This is a genomic window from Parazoarcus communis, assembly GCF_003111665.1.
Lineage (GTDB): Bacteria > Pseudomonadota > Gammaproteobacteria > Burkholderiales > Rhodocyclaceae > Parazoarcus > Parazoarcus communis_B.
Window position 1 is genome coordinate 3,460,309 of the sequence record NZ_CP022188.1, and the last position, 18,234, is coordinate 3,478,542.

Genomic DNA, 18,234 nt, shown 5'->3' on the forward strand with positions numbered 1-18,234 from the left:
CGGGGTCAGGCTGGCGTGTCCGCGCCGACCGCTGCCATGTGGCGGTTGCGGCCGGATCGTTTGGCGGCGTACATCGCATCGTCGGCTGCGCGCAGCAGGGCCTCGATGGTGCAGCCGGACTCGGGGAAGCGGGCAATGCCGATACTTGCACCGATGTGTATCGCTTCGCCCTCTATCGTCAGTGGCTGAGACAGTGCGTGCAGGATCTTGTCGGCCAGCATGTCGGCATCGCCCGGCTCGCGCAGGCTGGGAAGGATGATGGTGAACTCGTCACCGCCAAGGCGCGCGACGGTGTCGCTCTCCCTGACCTGCGCCTGCAGGCGTTCGGCCACGGCAATCAGCAGGGCATCGCCCGCGGCGTGGCCGAGCCTGTCGTTGACCGCCTTGAAGTGGTCCAGGTCGAGGAACATCAGGGCGCCGCTGCGGGCTTCCCTGCGCGCCAGCGCCAGTGCCTGGCCGAGGCGGTCGAGGAAGAGGCCGCGGTTGGGGAGATCGGTCAGCGGATCGTGATGGGCGGTATGCCGCATCCGCTCCTCGTTGTTCTTGCGCTCGGTGATGTCTTCGAGAATGGCGACGTAGTGCGTGACCTTTCCGGTGGTATCGAGCAAGGGCGTGATGGTCTGGTCCACCGTGTAGCGCGTGCCCTTGCTGTGGGTGTTGATGAGTTCGCCATGCCAGGTCTTGCCGGCGCTGATCGAGTCACGGAAACGTAAATGGAAGTCCGGGTTATCCTCCTTCGTGCTGAATATCATCGGGTTTGCACCCAGGATCTCGGCTTCGGTGAAACCGGAAAGGGTCGAGAGTGCGCGGTTACCCCACAGAATGGTGCCGCTGCCGTCGGTGATATAGGCCGCATTGGCGACATTGGCGAGCGCGGTGTTCAGCAGGGTCAGCCACTCCTGCTGTGTTGCGGATTCGAGTGATACACCGACGCGGTCTGCCAGTCCCTTGAGTACCTGCAGCGTATTGGCGTGTCTGAATTGCCCACTCCGACGGCTGTAGAGCGTGAGGACCCCCCATGGCTTGCCGCGCAGGATCAGTGGCAAAAGGATGGATTCCCCGGCGCCCAGATCATGGATGCTGCCCTCACAGCCGTGGCATCCCGATTCGGCGAAATCCACGATTCCGGGTTCGCCGCTGCGCATCACCATCGAAGCAGGGTGGCAATGGGGTGCGTCGTCCCAGCGCAGGGCAGCCTTGCTCAGGCTTTCGAGCGCGCCGCCTGCCTCGGTGTCAGAGGTGGCCAGCACGGTCAGTCGGCCATCCTTCTCCGCCCGTCCGATCCAGGCGCCGACAAAGTCGAAGACCGGCACGATGCGCTGGCAGAAGACACGTGCAATTGCGGCGAGCTCGGTCCTTTGCTGCAGGAGCAGATTGTCCATGCGGTTGAAGGTCGCCTCGATTGCAGAATTGCGTTCGTGCTCTGTCGTGTCCCGGGCGTAGATTGCGACGCTCTCCACCCTGCCGCTGTCGTCCTTGACCGGATAGAGGTTGTTGTCGAAGAAGCGCCCGTCGCGGCGATCGTTCAGATGCGTGGGTTCTCCGCTGATGACGACTTGCTGCATCGCGGCTCGACGTGGCACGACCAGCGCAGTCGGCAGATAGTCGAAGAAGTTCTGACCACTCATGACTTCGGGTGTCAGGTTGAAGCGCTGCGCGGCACAGGTGTTGATCTCGAGAATCCTGCCCTCCGGGTTGAGGAGCAGCACGGATTCGCTGCTTGCGTCGAGGAGCGCACGCATGCGAGCCCGGCTTTCGCGCACTGCCTGCGAAGATTGCTTCTGCTCGCTGATGTCACGGACGAAGCACACTGCTGACCAGCTTCCATTGAGCCTGATGGCCGAGACCGACAGCGAAGCGGGAAATTCGCGGCCATCCCGGCTGCGGCCGGTTACCTCGTGTTGCCTGCCATTGCGCTTGTACTCGTCGCTTTCGATGAACTCGGAGAATTCTGCGCTGGCCCAGTCCCTGAGGCGTTCGGGGATGACAAACTCAACTACGTCACGACCGAGCACTTCGTCTGCACTGAATCCGTAGATTCGCACGGCGGCGGGATTCCAGTATGAAACGCGGCGCTGTTCGTCGATCAGGAAGATTGCATCCTGCGCCGTGGTGCAGATGTTGCTGAAGCGGGCTTGGCTGTCACGCAGTGCCTGCTCGGCCAGTTGTCTTTCAGCGAGTTCGGATTCCAGTTGCCGGTTTGCGTCCTCGAGTTCGGCCGTGCGTCGGGCAACAGCGTCCTCGAGATGCTGCTCGCGTTGCGCCTGTGCCGCTTCATGCAGCTCGAGCTCATCCAGCATCCGGTTGAAGCCGGTGGCGAGTTCGGCAAGTTCGCCAGGACCTTCGACTGGCAGCCGCTCGGCCTTCCCCCATGGTGCGCCGATACCGCGCATCGCCCGTGACGAACGCTTGAGCGGGAGCGTGATACTGCGTGCCACGAGCGAAGCGAGCAGCAGCAGGACGATGCCGGCAATGCCGGTACGCAGGACGGTGGTGGAGGTTTGCTTCCAGATCGCTGCGTCGACGTCTTCAATGAAGATGCCTGAACCGATGACCCAGTTCCACGGTGCCATATTCCGGACGTAGGAGAGCTTTGGATAAAGGTTCGAGGGCAGGTCGGATGATGATGCTGACCGGGGCCAGACGTAACTCAGGTAGCCTTCTCCGCCTTGTTCGGCCAGTGCGCGGAGGGTCGCCTGCATGTCCTGTGTCCCGTACGTCGGCGCCTGGGAAGGGTCTGGGAGCGAACGCAAGTCCGGGACGAAGGTGAAGCGGGATGCGTCGAGCAGGCGACCCTCGAGCGTGGGCAGCAAGGGGTGCATCACCACCTTTGGGTCCTTGCCGCTCATGTCGGCGATCCAGAGGTATTCGCTGTCCGAACGACGCATGGCGCGAACGGCGCTGATCGCCGAGCGTTGTGCGTCGGCGGCCGACAGCGTGCCATCCAGCTGCAGTGCATGGAAATGCTGCATTACGTCGTGACCGGACACGACGAGGCTCTGGGTCTGAAGCTCCCTTTCACGCCAGAGGGCATCGCGCAGCGCCAGGCCGTCGAGCAAGGCGCCGAGCACGACGCTACCGACCAATATGGTCACAATCAACCATATACGGTTGCGAATGCTCAAACGACTCAGCCTCGAAAACATCACGTCCCCCTGCCACAGCTTCTGTCCGGTCACGCCGCTTTTCAGCGTGCAAGCGATCGTTTCCAGATCATTATCAGGCTGCGGCTTCGTCCGTATTATCTAGGTCGTTCGTTATACATCGGGTTGACGTAGGTCACACGTTTGATCACGGAGTGACGGAAGCGGATACGCTTTGTGACGTAGTGCTCCCCTTATGCATGCTGAGGGGTGTTCCGGGTTGGCCGGGGCGTGTGACGGCGGTCGCCCCGGCCCAGCCTCAGACGTTCTCGGTGAAATAGAGATAGGGCAGGGTGTCGGTGCCGATGCGAAGGCGATGGACTTCGGTCATACCGTTGGCCTTGATCAACACAGTATAGGCACCGTGGTCAAAGGGGCCAATCATGCTTGCGCCGTCGAGCGCGAGCTGGACGAGTTTGCGTCCGTCGCCGTCAAGCACCCGCACGTCCGCTCTGGCCTGCCCCGCAATCGGCGCCAGGGACGGAGCGGGGAGGGCAAAGCTCAGCGGATAGGCATCCGAATGCCCTTCTGCCGCGACACCATGCGTGTATTTGTTCTCTTCCTGCTGGTCGGCAGCGCGACTGGCCTCGTCGTTGCCGGCGCTGGCCGGTGCAACGTTGGCGCCGATGGCGAAGGTCGCAGCGGCCAACTGCAGAAAGTGCCGCAGCACGCGTCGAGAAATTCGTTGCCTGTTTTTCATGCATGTCTCCGGTAAAGTGGGCCGCAGGCGATCCGTGCGGCCGGTTGGGGTGATCGTGGTTCAGCCGAGCTCGATGGGGATGAAGATCCGCGCATCCTCGCGCTGGATCAGGATTGCTGCATGTTTGCCGACGGCGGCGAGGTCCTTGCGCAGGCCTTCGATACTGCTTACGGCCTTGCCGTTTACAGCGAGGATGACGTCGCCGCGCTGGATGCCGGCATGGGCGGCGGGGCCGGTGGAATCGAGCACGAGCAGGCCTGCGGTGGATTCGATCTGCTGCTGCTCTTCGGGGCTGAGCGGCCGTACCGCAACGCCAAGGCGCCCCTGATCCATGTCCTGGCTGTCGTTCGCGGCAACCTGCGCCGACTTCAGTTCGCCCACAGTCACCGTCAGGTCGCGGCTCTTGCCCTGACGCCAGATCTCCAGTTTTACGGTCTCACCCGGTGGGATGGCGGCGACCTTGGGCGGAAGTTCGGCCGAGCTGCCTACGCGCTCGTCGTTAATCCCGAGAATGATGTCACCGGCCTCGATCCCGGCCTTGGCTGCTGGGCCGTCGGTGTCGACCCGGCTCACCAGTGCGCCATGTGCGGCTTTAAGACCGAAGGAGTTCGCCAGTGCCTGGTTGAGATCCTGAACCGCGACACCGAGCCGGCCTCGGGTGACCTTGCCATGTGTCATGAGCTGATCCCTGACTTGGGCGGCGACGTTGATCGGGATCGCGAACGACAGGCCCTGGTAGCCACCCGAGCGGCTGTAGATCTGCGAGTTGATCCCGATGACCTCGCCCTTGAGGTTGAGCAGGGGGCCGCCCGAGTTGCCCGGGTTGATGGCGACGTCGGTCTGGATGAAGGGCACGTATCCCTCGTCGGGCAGCGAGCGCGATTTGGCCGAAACGATGCCTGCGGTGACACTGTTCTCGAAGCCGAAAGGCGCGCCGATTGCGAGCACCCATTCACCGACCCGGGTCTGGCTCGGGTCGCCCAGCGGCACGGTGGGCAGATCCTTGGCGTCGATGCGCAGCACTGCGATGTCGGTCGGCTTGTCGATGCCGATCACCTTGGCGGTGAATTCGCGCTTGTCGGTGAGCTTGACCGTGACCTGGGTGGCGTCCGCCACCACATGTGCATTGGTGAGGATGACGCCGTCGGAACTGACGATGAAGCCCGAGCCCATGCCGTGTGTGATCTGCTCACCCTCGGGCACCTGGATCTGCGGGCCGAAGCGACGGAAGAAATCGTAGAACGGGTCGTTCGGATTCATCCCGCCGAGGGGCGATTGTCCGCGCGCCGAGGTCTTTACCGTACCTTCGACACTGATGTTGACGACCGCCGGGCCATAACGCTCGGCGATGGACTGGAAGTCAGGCAGCGTCAGCGCGGCAGATGGTGCAGCGGACGCCGCAGCGGGAGACGTCATGGTCGCCGACGCAGGTGATGCGTGTGCGGTGCCAATGGAATGGTTGGCGAAATTGTATCCGCCCAGTGAAAGGGCAGCGACGGCGAGTGCAATGCCGGAAAGCTTGATGACTTTGGTTTTCATGTCGGGCTCCTTCAACCGATGCGGGCGAACTCAACCCGCGACAGCTGCAATTTAAGGTGCGTCGACTTAAACCAGACTTAAGACGGCCGAGGTTCTCCCGCCGCCGCAAAACACAGGCCAACCTTGAGCCCGCCGTGCGCCGAGGTGTCGAGCACGAGGCTGGCGCCGTGGCGCTCGGCGATGCTGCGAACGATGGCCAGCCCAAGCCCGCTACCGCTTTGCTCGACACCGGCACGACGATAGAAGCGGTCGAGCACACGCTCGCGCTCGTCGGGCGGAATGCCGGGGCCGCTGTCGCTCACGCACAGCCAGTGCGAAGCAGGGGAGGACGACCGATCGGTGAATACCGTGACGTCGACCCGGCCGCCGGGCGGGGTGTAACGGATCGCGTTGTCTATCAGGTTGCCGATCAGGGTTCGGAGTGCGGCCGGGTCGGCCTGGACCACGGCATCTTCATCCAGCGTGTCCGCACCGAGGTCGATCTGCCGTGCATCGGCGAGCGACGCGTGGTCGGTGAGGCCGTGACGGGCGATGTCGGCAAGTACGACGGGGCCGAACTTTGCGGTGGCACCGGCGCCGGGTTCCTGGCGGGCGAGCGTGAGCAGTTGCTGCACCAGGTGTGTGGCACGCTGCAGACCGGCACGCAGTTCTCCCAGCGCCGCCTGACGCGCGGTGTCGTCACTTGCGCGTTCGGTGAGCTGAAGCTGGATCTGCAGCGCAGCGAGTGGCGTGCGCAGTTCGTGTGCGGCATCGGCTACAAACGCACGTTGTGCGCTCATGGCCTGGTCGAGCCGGTGCAGGAGGTCGTTGAGTGCAAGCACCAGCGGCCGTGCTTCGTCGGGCACCTCGGCCGCGGGCAGGGCGGAGAGGGCATCGGCGCGACGGGTACCAACCTCACGCGCGAGCTGCTCCAGCGGACGCAGACCCCGTCCGACCAGGTACCAGATCAGGGCGCCGAGCAGCGGTATCAGGACGAGGAGCGGAATCAGTGTGCGCAGTGCCGCGTCGGCCGCCATCCGGCTGCGTACCGACATCGGCTGCGCAATCTGGATGACCTGATTCTGCAAGGGAATGGAAAACACGCGCCACTTGCCCTCGGTGGTGTCGACCGTGTTGTAGCCAAAACGCGCGAGCGCCGGGAGTACGCTGTGCGGTCGCGAGAGGTAGAGCCGCACACCCTGGGCGTCCCAGATCTGGATGACGAAGTCGAAAGACTCTTCGGGGGATTCCATCGGTGGTGGCGGAGGGGGTTGCTGGCCGAAATGCTGGTCGCGCAGCGACAGCGCGAACTGGCGCAAATGGTAATCCATCACCTCGTCGACTTCGCCTCGCGCGGTGCGGTAGGTGGCATAGCCGGCCACCGCGAATACCACGGCGATTGCGCTTAGCAGCGAGACCAGCAGGGTGCGGCGTAAAGAGTTCATGCCTGCTCCTGCAGGTAGTAACCGACGCCACGCAGGTTGCGAACCCAGTCGGCACCGAGTTTGCGCCGCAGGCCGTGAATATGGACCTCGATCGCATTGCTTTCCACTTCTTCTTCCCAGCCGTAGACCCGCTCTTCGAGTTGCGCACGCGACAGCGGTTTGCCAGGCTGCTCGAGCAGTGCTCGCAGCAACGCGTATTCCCGTGCCGACAGACGTACGACTTCACCATCCAGTTTGACCTCGTGCGTGGCCGGGTCGAGCGTCAGCCCGCCGTGGACGATCAGTGGCGCGGCCTGTCCGCGCTGGCGGCGCAGCAATGCCCGCACGCGGGCACCGAGTTCATCGAGATCGAAGGGTTTCACCAGATAGTCGTCGGCACCGGCGTCGAGGCCGCGGATACGGTCGGCAACCGCATCGCGTGCCGTCATCACCAGCACCGGCAGCGTATTGCCGGCCGCGCGCAGGTTCTGCAGCAGTTCGATGCCACCGCGCCGCGGCAGGCCGAGGTCGAGGAGCAAGAGTTCGTAGGGATTGTCCTGCACCGCAAGTTCGGCGGCGACGCCATCGCGCACCCAGTCCACCGCATAGCCGTCCTGCCGCAGCGCCTGCTGCACGCCGGCGCCGATCATCGGGTCGTCTTCAATCAGCAGGAGTCTCACTTGGGGGCAGGCTGTCCGGTCGGGAAAGAGGGGAATTCTAATCGAGGTCTTTGTTTGCGTCGGATCTCGATGCGGCTCGGCAGTCGCAACCTTCCGCCACAACTCCCGATCGTCCGCTCCGGTCGATCGGACTACGTCAGCTGTCGCCTGGCCTGGGATCAGCGCGGCTTCACTTCGAAGCGGACTGGTGTGGATCTCGCCATCACCGTGCCTGGAGCGCTGTTGCTCAACATCTCCAGCGATGCGCTGTAGCTGCCGGCTGGCGGGTTGAGCCAGACTTCGGTCTCGCCACCGGTAAGATCGATGACGACTTCGTCGCCTTTCGCAGGGGCCAGGTGGAGCCGGAAGTGCCCGGTGTCGGGTTCGTTGATGTCAGTGTGCGAGACGTTGTAGCCGGCCGCATGCATGGCGACGGCAAAGGGCGGGCTGATCCTGCTGCCGCTTCGGGGCGAAAGAACGCTGATTTCCGTGCGCTTGAGCGAATCGATGGTCTTTCCACTGCTGCCTGTGACATTCACGATGAGTTCGTCGCTATAGACGAAGTTGGGTATGTGCCTGTGATCGGCGAACACCAGGCGCAGGCTGTGCCTGCCTGGTGGAAGGTCGAGGATGGCTTCCATCTGGCCCTTGCCAAAGTGGATGTACTGGTCGTTGAAGGGCAGGGGCTCGGTGAAATTGAGCGGAAGCCCGCGGTCGATCAGCAGGTGGTGGTGTCCGGCGCTTGCCACCGGTTTCTTGACCGACGCGATGCCGATGCCGGTGAGCCCGAACTTGGCGACAAAGGGTGATTGCACCTCGGTGCCCGATTCAAGGTTTGAAAACCATGCATTCTTGTCGAGACGCGGGTTGTCGGTGACCCATGGATGTCTGGCCTGCGCTGCAGTGGTGGCCATGAGCAGGGCCGCAATCAGGATGAGAGGGCGCGCACTGTATTTATTTTTCATGCTGATTGTCCTGGGGTCGGTGCATGCACGCTACAAAGAGCCTCGGAGGGCGTCAAGGTGTACTTTACGAAGTGGGAAAATGGCGCTCGCAGGCAGTCTGCCGGGCGGGCACCTGATCCGTCCAGTCCCCCTGTAATCCAATGCCCTGTGTCGCGGCCGGCGTGCATCGGGGCTGGGCAATGTCGGGCAAAGGCAGGTAGCGCAGGCGTGTCATTCTTCAGCCAACGGGTCGTGATTCGCCGATCCGGTCACCAGGTTGCGGTGCTCCGGTATGCTGCCGGCAGTGTATGGAATTTGCGTGTAAGCGTGCAGGGATGATCGATGTTGGAAGACCTGTTGATGACAAGCGTGGTGACGGGGTATGCGGATACGCCCCGCCGCCTGACGTCTGGCGCTGCCGTGGCGGCATGCGATGAGCTTCGCCTTCAGGATGCGCTCGAAACTGCTGCGGTGTGCAGGACCACGCGGATGCGGGCGGGTACTCCGGAGCGTGCGCGATGATCGAAGTGCTGGAGTCCTTGTGGCCGCTCTTCGTGCTGATCGTCGCGGGGTATTACATGCAGAAGCGCGGGTTTCCGGGGCAGGGGTTCTGGCCCGGCGCGGAGCGCTTCAACTATTTCATTCTGTTTCCCGCGCTGTTGTTCAAGAGCCTGGCCACCGCGCCTTTGAATGACCCCGCTTTGCCACGCCTGCTCACCGCAGTCCTGCTTGCATTGGCTGTGTGCAGTGCCGGATTGCTGGTCGCGCGCCGGGTCCATGGCTGGCCTGCGGCACGATTCGGTGTGATGCTTCAGGGCACCTTGCGTTTCAATACCTATCTGGGGCTGGCCGCGATAGGTGGTTTCTTCGGCAAGGAAGGCCTGCTGCTGGCGGCGGTAATGCTGGCGCTTCTCGTGCCCATCGTAAACGTGATGTCGGTACTGGCCTTGTCGGCGGGCAGGCATACCAGCCTCAAAGCGCTGCTGTGGCCGATCGTGACGAATCCGCTCATCCTTGCCTGCCTGGCGGGGGCGCTGGTCAATCAGTCCGGCGTCGAGATCAAGTGGGGTACGGACCGGCTGCTGGCGCTTCTGGCCGGATCCAGCCTGCCGCTTGGCCTGCTCTGCGTCGGCGCCGCTTTGAAGCCGCGCGAGCTCCATGGCGAGTTGGGCGCACTGGTTTCGAATAGCCTGGTCCGGCTCCTGCTGGTCCCTGCGGTCGCATTTGCCTGCGCGCTCGTGCTCGGACTGCCTGCCATCGAGCGCTCAATTCTTGTGCTCTTCTTCGCCTTGCCGACGGCGCCAACCGCATATGTCCTGACTCGCCAACTGGGTGGCGACAGCCACCTGATGGCCGGCATCATCACCCTGCAGACACTGCTATCGGCAGCCAGCCTGATGCTTGTCCTGATCCTCCTGGCTTGATGCCTGGCATGTCCGAGCGCCACCCGGTTTCCGTCGTTCGCGAGCAGGGGGCGCACGACGCCCAGCTGTCTTCAGAGTATTGCTCCGCGATAACTATTTCTCAGCGCCTTCAGCCATTCAGTATATGATTTCCGGGAATGCGTTCGTTCTGTCATTGCTCGCAAAACATTACAAGCAAGGCCGATCGGACAGCAGGGAGCGAATGCTTTTCGGGTGGAAAAAAGCGCCATCAGGCTGAGCTGCCGTCGTGATTGTGTATTCGGTTGAGGGAAAGCCGATGGTGCAAGACTGTGCGAGACCTGTGGGTAGTATCGGCCGATGGATTTTGTACCGTCTGACGCTGCTGTTGCTGATCCTCGGCGTGCTGTTTTTCGCACTGTCGGTGTACCTGCTCGACAAGCGCTTCGACACTTTCGACGCAGAATACTATCGACAGGAGTTGGCACGCGTTAGCGTTGCCTTCGAGCAGGAACGCCGTTCGATGGCTTCCATGATTGGCGACTATGCGCGTTGGGATGACGCCGAACGTTTCGTCGCCGGCAAGCTCCCGGACTTCATCGACGCCAACTTCACGGTTGATTCGATGAAGAATATCCGCATGACGACGTTCGTGATCTCGAGCATCGCCGGCGTGCCAATATCCAGTAAAACCTTCAACAGCCAGGGAGCCCTTGTCGACACGCCGAAGCCGGTACTGGAAGAGCTGCAGCCCTGGTTTGCAGAGGTCATCCGGAACGGCGTCGACGATACCTCCACGTCCCTGCTGTGGATCGACGGGCGGGCAGTGCTGCTATCGGCGGCGCCGATCACCGACACGGCGCGAAGGCGCGCGGCAAGCGGGTACATGTTCTTCCTGCGTAGTCTCGACGACACATATCTGGCGGGACTGCGCAAAACGACTTCCAGCCCGTTTTCCCTCAATGAAGCGCCAGCAAGTGCCAGTACGACGATCTCGGTCAAGCACGATACCAGCGGTTCAGAGGAAGGCTGGACAGTCACGCAGACCCTTCAGGACTCGCCAGCCATCATCACTGTCGGCGGTCCCACGCGGCTGGGTGAGGAGCGCAAGCTCACATACATGACGGTCGGAATGAACGCACTTGTTCTGGTCATGGTGGCCCTCGCAGGTATCTACATGATCCTGAATCTCCACGTGCTGCGACGCCTGAAACGCTTCTCCGGGCTTGCTGACCGTCATCAGAAAGAAGGGGGTAATGGCATCCGTTGGCCGATTCAGGGCAATGACGAGTTCGACAGTCTTGCGCGCTCACTCAATGGGTTGATGACCGAGGTCGAATCGCAGAACGGCAATCTGCGCCACCTTGCCGACCACGATCCCTTGACCGGAATCGGCAATCGCCGCCTGATCCTGGCCCGCCTGGAAGCTGTGCAGAACCGTGGGCAACACGGCGTTGGTGGCGGAGGAAGCAGTCTGCTTCTGATCGACCTCGATGGCTTCAAGCTGATCAATGACGGTCTTGGGCACGCCGCCGGCGACCACGTGTTGCGCGAGGTCGCTGCCCGCATCGTCTCATTGGTGAGGAGATACGATACGCCGGCACGCATCGGCGGCGACGAGTTCACGATTCTGCTCGAAGACGTCAGCGTGCCCGAGGCGATGCGGTTTGCCAAACGCCTGGCACTGTCGCTGGAGGAGCCGATCCTCTTTGAAGAGCATGCGCTCAGGGTGAGCGCCTCCGGCGGTGTTTCGTCCGTTGGAGTGACCCTCGCCCCGGCGGAGGTTCTGCGGAATGCCGACCTGGCGATGTACGAGGCAAAGCGGCGTGGCAAGGCACAGTTTGCAACCTTCGACATCAGCATGCTCGACGCAGCGGCGCGAAAAATGCAGCTGGAACTCGCTCTCAAAGTCGCGCTGGACCGGCGCGATCTCGACGTATGGTTTCAACCGATCGTCGAAGCGAATTCGGGCCGCGCGGTCGGCATGGAGGCGCTTGCGCGCTGGTCTCTCGATGGCAACTTCGTTCCACCCGGGGAGTTTGTTGCGATCGCGGAAGACACGGGCTTGATCGTCCGCCTCGGTCAATTCGTCTTTGATCAGGTTGGCGAGGCAATGCAGGGGCTTTGCCGCCTCTATCCGGAACTGCAGTGCAGCGTCAATCTCTCCGTCGCGCAGTTCCACAGAACGGGTCTGGTCAAGGACATTCGCGAAACGTTTGATCGGTACTCAGTGCCGGCTTCTGCGGTGCGTCTCGAGCTGACGGAAAGCATGCTCGTCGAGGCTGGATCGGCGATTGTTCCCGTCATGCGTGAGTTGATCGGCCTTGGATATCATTTCCATCTCGACGACTTCGGCACCGGCTATTCCTCGCTCGATCGATTGCGCAACCTGCCATTCCATTCGCTCAAGATCGACCGCAGCTTCATCGTCGGCCTGTGCGCCGGAAATGACGTCATGGCACGTAATATCGCCAACATCGGGAAAGAACTCGGCATGGAGATTATTGCGGAGGGGGTCGAGCAGCCAGAAGAACTGGAACAACTGCGTCAGATTGGCTGCGACTTTATTCAGGGCTTCTATTTCGCGAAACCCATGCCGCTTGACGATTTGTATCCCTGGCTCGCGAACAATCAGCGCTTGTCGGAAAAGCAAAAATCCGCGTAGCGCTCGCGCAAACCGGACGCGTCCGATCTGCGTCCATTGTTCGGGCTGGCGGGCAGGCTTGAACCCGGCCAGCCCCAGGGCGTCAGATGTTCTCTATCTCCTGACGCCGCCTGTTAAAGCGCCAGTCCGGCCGTCTCGTCCAGCCCCAGCATGATGTTCATGCACTGGATGGCAGCGCCTGAGGCGCCCTTGCCGAGGTTGTCGAAACGCGCAGCGACGAGGATCTGGTCGTCGTGACCGAAGGCGAAGATCTCGGCGCGGTTGGTGTCGTTGCAGGTGGTCGCGGGCAGGAAGCCGTTGTCCAGCATCGGCGCGGGGTCCGACGGCATGACCTTGATGAAGGTCTCGCCGGCGTAGTACTCCGCGAAAATGGCGCTGGACGTCGGCTGCGGATACCTTCTGCTTGAGCAGGCGCGGCAGCAACGGTACAGCCACCACCATGCCCTGGGCAAAGTTGCCGACGATGGGGGGGAACAGCGGCTTGTTGGCGAGGCCGGTCAGGGTCTGCATCTCCTGGCCGGATCGTCGGCCGGGAAGATGCCGAAGGCGCCAAGGTATTGTCGAGAAACTTTACACTTTACAATGCGAAAGTTCTACGGCGCTAGACTTAAAGACAATAAAAACAAAGGCTTAAGATTTGTGGTATGTTTGGTGCGTTGTTCTTGATCAGGGTGGGGGTCCCACTGGTAGCCGGATCGGCTATCTATGTTCATTCAGCACTGACCTGGAGAAAACAATGAAAACCATCAAGGCCTTAGCTACTGCAGCAGCACTCGCCACGGTGTCGTTCTCCGCATCGGCCGCTCCGATGACCTTTTTCGGCGAAGACCCGACCACCGCAGGTGTCCTCGGAGCAAATTCGACCGCGGCTCGCAACACCTTCCTCAGCAACCTCAGTGGCGTTGGCACCGAGGACTTTGAAGCGCTGACCGGCTCCCAGCCCTTCAACCTCCAGTTTCCGGGCACGGCTGTCACGCTGGATGCCACGCTGGCCGGCACGATTTCGCTGGCAAGCTCACCTAGCACCGGCCGCTTTGCCACCTCAGGTACCAACTACATCACGGCTACGACTGGCAACTTTGAAATCACCTTCGCCACCGCGATCAGCGCATTCGGCTTCAATGGTATAGACATTGGTGACTTCGTCACCGCGCAAATGACGATCACCCTGACCGACATCAACGGCAATCCGACTGCTTTCACCGTGCCGCACTCTCTGAATATTGGCAACACCGACCAAGCCACCCTGTTCTGGGGCTTCGTTGACGCAGGCAACAGCTACAGCTCGATTGTCTTTGGCAATGCAGGGGGTGGTGACGTCTTCGCGTTTGACGACATGGTCGTTGGTGACGTCGGCCAAATCGTGGATCCCGACCCGAATGGGGTTCCGGAACCCGCCACGCTGTTGCTGACTGCGCTGGGCTTGGGTCTGCTGGGTCTGCGCCGCAAGGTCAAGTAGGCACGTCGCGCAAAACATACGCGAAATGATAAAAAACCGGGATCGAGTATCCCGGTTTTTTTCGTTCGACGCACTGTGAAGCAAGGTCGGCCGAGAACCTGTCGTCCGGCAAGCGTCAATGTGCGATAAATCTGCGAGCGCGATATCGAGCCTTGCGCTGATCGCACGGGCGCGGGCCTTTACGCCACAGCGCGTGAGTGAAGTGGACGCGCGCCGGCACTGTCGCCCGTTACGCCTGCCAATTGCATTGAACCTGGCAGCCGGATCAGGGACTGTCGATCCTGACGCGCGCCATCTGGATCCCGCTTAAACCGCCAGCCCGGCCGTCTCGTCCAGTCCAAGCATGATGTTCATGCACTGGATGGCAGCGCCCGAGGCGCCCTTGCCGAGGTTGTCGAAACGCGCAGCGACGAGGATCTGGTCTTCGTGACCGAAGGCGAAGATCTCGGCACGGTTGGTGTCGTTGCAGGTGGTCGCGGGCAGGAAGCCGTTGTCCAGCATCGGCGCGGGGTCCGAAGGCATGACCTTGATGAAGGTCTCGCCGGCGTAGTACTCCGCGAAAAAGCGCTGGACGTCGGCTGCGGACACCTTCTGCTTGAGCAGGCGCGGCAGCAGCGGTACCGCCACCACCATGCCCTGGGCAAAGTTGCCGACGATGGGGGTGAACAGCGGTTTGTTGGCGAGGCCGGTGAGCGTCTGCATTTCGGGCAGGTGCTTGTGGGCGAGGCCCAGCGCGTAGAAGCGCGGGCTCTTCATGTTGTCGCCCAGTTCGCCGGCTTCTTCGTAGCTGGCGATCATCTCCTTGCCGCCGCCGCTGTAGCCGGTGATGGAGTAGGTGCTGGCCGGGTAGTCGGCGGGCACGATGCCGGCGGCGACGAGCGGGTGCATCAGCATGATGAAGCCGCTGGCATGACAGCCGGGGACGGCGACCTTCTGTGCATTGCGCACGCGCTCGCGCTGACCGGGATTGAGTTCGGGCAGGCCGTAGACCCAGTCAGGGTTGGTCCGGTGGGCGGTGCTGGCGTCAAGGAAGCGGGTGCGGGTGTTGCCCGGGGCGAGCAGCGAAACCGATTCCTTCGATGCCGCATCGGGCAGGCACAGGAAGACGACGTCGGCTGAATTGACGTACTCGGCCTTGACGGCGGGGTCCTTGCGCTTGTCTTCGGGGATGGTCAGGATCTCGATTTCGTCGCGGCCGGACAGGCGCTCGTCGATCTTGAGACCGGTGGTGCCGTGACGACCGTCGATGAAAACCTTGTAAGTCATGCGTGTGCTCCGCTGGGCGATTACTCAAGCCCGTATTCTATGTCCGTTTTGATGAAGGTCTGCCGTCCGATGAGGTGCTGATGGATTTTGGGTACAGTGCATGTCGGTCGACGCCACGCACGGCGGTTTCGATTGCAGCTTGCGTTACGCTCCGAAAGGCCTGTATCTCCCTGGCGAAGGCTGAGGCACACTAGTGAGGGAAGGCGGTGGGGAGTTGCCTGCTTTTTGTGGCTTGATTCTGGCCGTGTCTGCGATGCCGGCAGTGACTCACCGGGTTGAATACAAAACAAGACCGAGGAGACTCTTATGATCAAGCGTGAACCCGGATCGAACGTCTTGACGCTGCTGGAGGCGGCGCGCGAGATGAGCTCTGCCTCAATGGCCGAGCATGACGCCGAAGTGTTGCTGGCGGCGGCAATTCAGCATGGTGACCTGCACGCCAACATAAAGCGCTGGGCAACGGAGCAGTGGGAAGGACGACAGCTGCCGGGAAACATCAACCGGCTGGAGACCTGCATCGCACGCGATGATTTTGATGCATGGCGGAAAAGCTGGGCCAAGGCTGACTAGCTTGCAGACAGGCACCCACGGCTGCGGGTGCGTGCCCATCTTCAGTACCAGGTATTGTTAGTGGTGAACATGGGCGCACATCAGGGCCGTGGAAACCGGGAGCCGGCTGTGCGCATCGTGCCCTTCATCCGGTTGTCTTTCCGTGCATCATCTCAGCGTGAAAAATACCCCACGCCGATCAGGCGCCCGTTCTGGGTGCTGAAGTAGCTGTGCTTCTTTTCCAGGCGGCCGGTCAGGGGGTTGCGCCAGTTGTACTCGTACTCGCCCTTGCCGTCCTTGCGCGCCAGCGCCAGCATCTCGCGACCGATTTCGACACCGTCCGGTGACTTCTGGGCGTTGGCGTCGGTCCCGACCAGGGCCGGGTTTGCGCCATGCGCCAGGACCTTGCGGGAAGCGATGTCCACCACGACCACGTACAGGTCGTCGCGCACGAAGGGGCCTTTGAAGTGCTGGAAGGCGGTCAGTGCGGCGGCTTCGTCATCGATCATCGCCTTCATCGCACGCTTGAGCAGACTTCTGGCCTGGGCCGGGGTCGCGCGAGGTGCGTAGTAGCCGACGGCGACGATGACGTTGCCGACCCGCTGGTAGGTCGTCAGCTTGGGTTCGCTCTTGCTGTCGGCCGGGTTGAACCAGTGGTATTCGATGCGGCCGTGGTCGCTGGCCTTTGCCATCTCGACCATCTCCTTGAAGAAGGGGCGACCGTCGAGATCGGTCTCGGTCAGCACGTTCTGGCCGATCAGCACAGCAGAGGCGCCGCCGCTGGCGAGAAAGCGACCGCTCATGTCGAGGGCGTACACGTAGAGGTCACGGTCGATGAATTCAGCCTCGCGACTGAAGGCATCCACCCCCATCACGCCGGTCTTGCGGACGTGCTCTACCGCGCGCTCGAGCAGTGCGGTAGCGCGTTCGGCCTGTGGATTGCCGTAGATGCCGGGGGTGGTTTCAGCGTTGCCATTTGCTGCAGGCGTTGCGGCGACGGCTGCAGCGGGCAGCCCGAACCCGACCAGTGAGGACAGGGCTAGAACGTATAGGGGACGTCGGGTCAGCAACATGGTGTGTCTCCATTGGTGGCTTTCTTCGCGAAAAACGCCTTCTTGCGGGCGGCCGGCGCCGATGCGCCGGCCAGGGGGCTCACGTTCAATAGCCGACCATCGAAGGCAGCCACAGCGAGATCTGCGGGAAGAAGGCGATGAGGAAGATCGAGATCGTCGAAATGATGACGAAGGGATGGATGCGGGCGACGATGGCCTCGATGCTCGATCCGCCGATGCCCGAGGCAACGAACAGGTTCTCACCCAGCGGCGGCGTCATGAAACCGACCGACAGCGTGCAGATGATGACGATGCCGACGTGAGTGGGGTCCATGCCAAGCGTGTACATCACTGGCAGCAGCACTGGCACCAGGATCATGATCGCTGCGAGGGTCTCCATGAACATGCCGACGAAGAGCAGGAACACGATGATCATCGACCAGATGAGGTAGATGTTGTCGGTCAGCCCGAGCATGGAGTCAGCGATCGTTGCCGGGATGCGCTGTTCCACCAGCAGGCGGCCGAAGACGGTCGCGGTGAAGAGGATCAGCAGCACGCGACCGGTGATCCAGGTCGTGGTGCGCAGCGAGTTGAGCAAGGACGCGAACTTCAGCTCACGGTGCAGGAAAACGCCGACGAAGAGCGTGTAGAAAATTGCCACGATGGCCGATTCGGTCGGGGTGAACAGACCGGCGTAGATGCCGCCGAGAATGATCACCGGTGCCAGCACTGACCACACGCCCCTGCGCAACGAGGTGCGAATCTCGGTGAAGGACCATTTTTCGGTGAGACCGACGTAGCCGTGCTTCTTCGAGATGAAGTAGTTGATCACCACCAGACTGCCCGCCATCACGATGCCTGGAACCACACCGGCGACGAACAGCTTCGGGATCGACACCGACGCAAACTCGCCATACTTGGCAACGGCCTCCGGTGGCGGCATCAGGCCCATGGCCGAGATGCCGAAGATCACCATCGGGATGGAGGGCGGGATGATGATGCCGAGGCCACCCGAGGCGGCGGTGACGGCCGAGGCGTAGCTGCGGTCGTAGTTGCGTTTGGTCATGGCCGGGATCATCAGCATGCCGACGGCTGCGGTGGTGGCCGGACCGGAGCCCGAGATGGCGCCGAAGAACAGGCAGGCCAGCACGGTGGCCGCGCCAAGGCCGCCGGTGATCGGGCCGGCAAGGGTTTCGGCGATATCCACCAGTCTGCGCGAGATGCCTGCGGCTTCCATCAGTGCGCCGGCGAGCACGAAGGCGGGCAGGGCCATCAGCGGAAAGCTGCCCACCGAGGTGAAGGCAATCTGCACGAAGGCGATCGGGTTTTTCTCCACTGCAATGAAGGTGGCAAGTGCAGCACCACCCAGTGCAATGGTGATCGGCGCCCCCAGCAGCAGCATGAGGAAGAATCCGCCGAACAGGATTTCTACGATATAGGCGTCCATGTCTAGTCTCTCTGCGGGTGGCCGCG

At 62.1% G+C, this 18,234-nt stretch carries 14 protein-coding genes; 4 read left to right on the plus strand and 10 right to left on the minus strand.

The genetic code is table 11. The features are described from left to right. Window positions 1–5: 5 nt before the first annotated feature. From CEW87_RS15815 to CEW87_RS15840, 6 genes are all read right to left on the minus strand, one after another. Window positions 6–3,095: a PAS domain S-box protein gene (locus tag CEW87_RS15815; protein ID WP_234421759.1), complete on the minus strand. Its 3,090-nt coding sequence runs from the start codon at window positions 3,093–3,095 to the stop codon at window positions 6–8. Window positions 3,096–3,402: 307 nt separating this feature from the next. Continuing rightward, the gene (locus CEW87_RS15820) at window positions 3,403–3,843 is read right to left on the minus strand and encodes a hypothetical protein (RefSeq protein WP_159098190.1); all 441 of its coding nucleotides are present in this window, start codon (window positions 3,841–3,843) and stop codon (window positions 3,403–3,405) included. 60 nt (window positions 3,844–3,903) lie between these two features. Next, entirely contained in the window at window positions 3,904–5,382 is a 1,479-nt protein-coding gene (locus tag CEW87_RS15825) for a DegQ family serine endoprotease (protein ID WP_108974519.1), read from the minus strand. 77 nt (window positions 5,383–5,459) lie between these two features. Then, entirely contained in the window at window positions 5,460–6,806 is a 1,347-nt protein-coding gene (locus CEW87_RS15830) for an ATP-binding protein (RefSeq protein WP_108974521.1), read from the minus strand. Beyond that, window positions 6,803–7,465 carry a response regulator gene (locus tag CEW87_RS15835; protein WP_108974523.1) on the minus strand — a complete coding sequence of 221 codons (663 nt, stop codon included), beginning with the start codon at window positions 7,463–7,465 and terminating at the stop codon, window positions 6,803–6,805. Before CEW87_RS15835 ends, CEW87_RS15830 begins: the two co-directional genes overlap by 4 nt. Before the next feature lie 158 nt (window positions 7,466–7,623). Further along, a complete protein-coding gene (locus tag CEW87_RS15840) occupies window positions 7,624–8,409 on the minus strand; it encodes a DUF4399 domain-containing protein (RefSeq protein ID WP_108974525.1) in 786 nt (261 codons plus the stop codon). Window positions 8,410–8,906: 497 nt separating this feature from the next. Between CEW87_RS15840 and CEW87_RS15850 the strand changes: the two genes are divergently transcribed. Together CEW87_RS15850 and CEW87_RS15855 are read left to right on the plus strand one after the other, a co-directional pair. Continuing rightward, complete coding sequence (locus CEW87_RS15850; RefSeq protein WP_108974529.1) at window positions 8,907–9,812, plus strand: AEC family transporter; 906 nt, start codon at window positions 8,907–8,909, stop codon at window positions 9,810–9,812. A gap of 325 nt (window positions 9,813–10,137) precedes the next feature. After that, window positions 10,138–12,435, plus strand: a complete 2,298-nt coding sequence (locus CEW87_RS15855; RefSeq protein ID WP_159098191.1) for an EAL domain-containing protein — start codon at window positions 10,138–10,140, stop codon at window positions 12,433–12,435. Window positions 12,436–12,548: 113 nt separating this feature from the next. Here CEW87_RS15855 and CEW87_RS22590 read toward each other — a convergent pair whose 3' ends face one another. Further along, complete coding sequence (locus tag CEW87_RS22590; protein WP_199917247.1) at window positions 12,549–12,764, minus strand: hypothetical protein; 216 nt, start codon at window positions 12,762–12,764, stop codon at window positions 12,549–12,551. A 407-nt stretch (window positions 12,765–13,171) separates the two neighbouring features. On the opposite strand from CEW87_RS22590, the gene CEW87_RS15865 reads away from it, so the two are divergent. Beyond that, entirely contained in the window at window positions 13,172–13,894 is a 723-nt protein-coding gene (locus tag CEW87_RS15865; protein WP_108974532.1) for a PEP-CTERM sorting domain-containing protein, read from the plus strand. Between the two features lie 306 nt (window positions 13,895–14,200). Here the strand turns inward: CEW87_RS15865 and argC are convergent, their stop codons facing one another. Then, window positions 14,201–15,160, minus strand: a complete 960-nt coding sequence (argC, locus tag CEW87_RS15870) for an N-acetyl-gamma-glutamyl-phosphate reductase (RefSeq protein WP_108974534.1) — start codon at window positions 15,158–15,160, stop codon at window positions 14,201–14,203. A gap of 306 nt (window positions 15,161–15,466) precedes the next feature. Here argC and CEW87_RS15875 point away from each other — a divergent pair, with 306 nt between their 5' ends. Then, complete coding sequence (locus CEW87_RS15875) at window positions 15,467–15,730, plus strand: hypothetical protein (protein ID WP_108974536.1); 264 nt, start codon at window positions 15,467–15,469, stop codon at window positions 15,728–15,730. Between the two features lie 152 nt (window positions 15,731–15,882). Here the strand turns inward: CEW87_RS15875 and CEW87_RS15880 are convergent, their stop codons facing one another. Beyond that, the gene (locus tag CEW87_RS15880; protein ID WP_108974538.1) at window positions 15,883–16,782 is read right to left on the minus strand and encodes a cache domain-containing protein; all 900 of its coding nucleotides are present in this window, start codon (window positions 16,780–16,782) and stop codon (window positions 15,883–15,885) included. A gap of 85 nt (window positions 16,783–16,867) precedes the next feature. Continuing rightward, the gene (locus CEW87_RS15885; RefSeq protein WP_108974540.1) at window positions 16,868–18,208 is read right to left on the minus strand and encodes a TRAP transporter large permease; all 1,341 of its coding nucleotides are present in this window, start codon (window positions 18,206–18,208) and stop codon (window positions 16,868–16,870) included. Window positions 18,209–18,234: the final 26 nt, after the last annotated feature.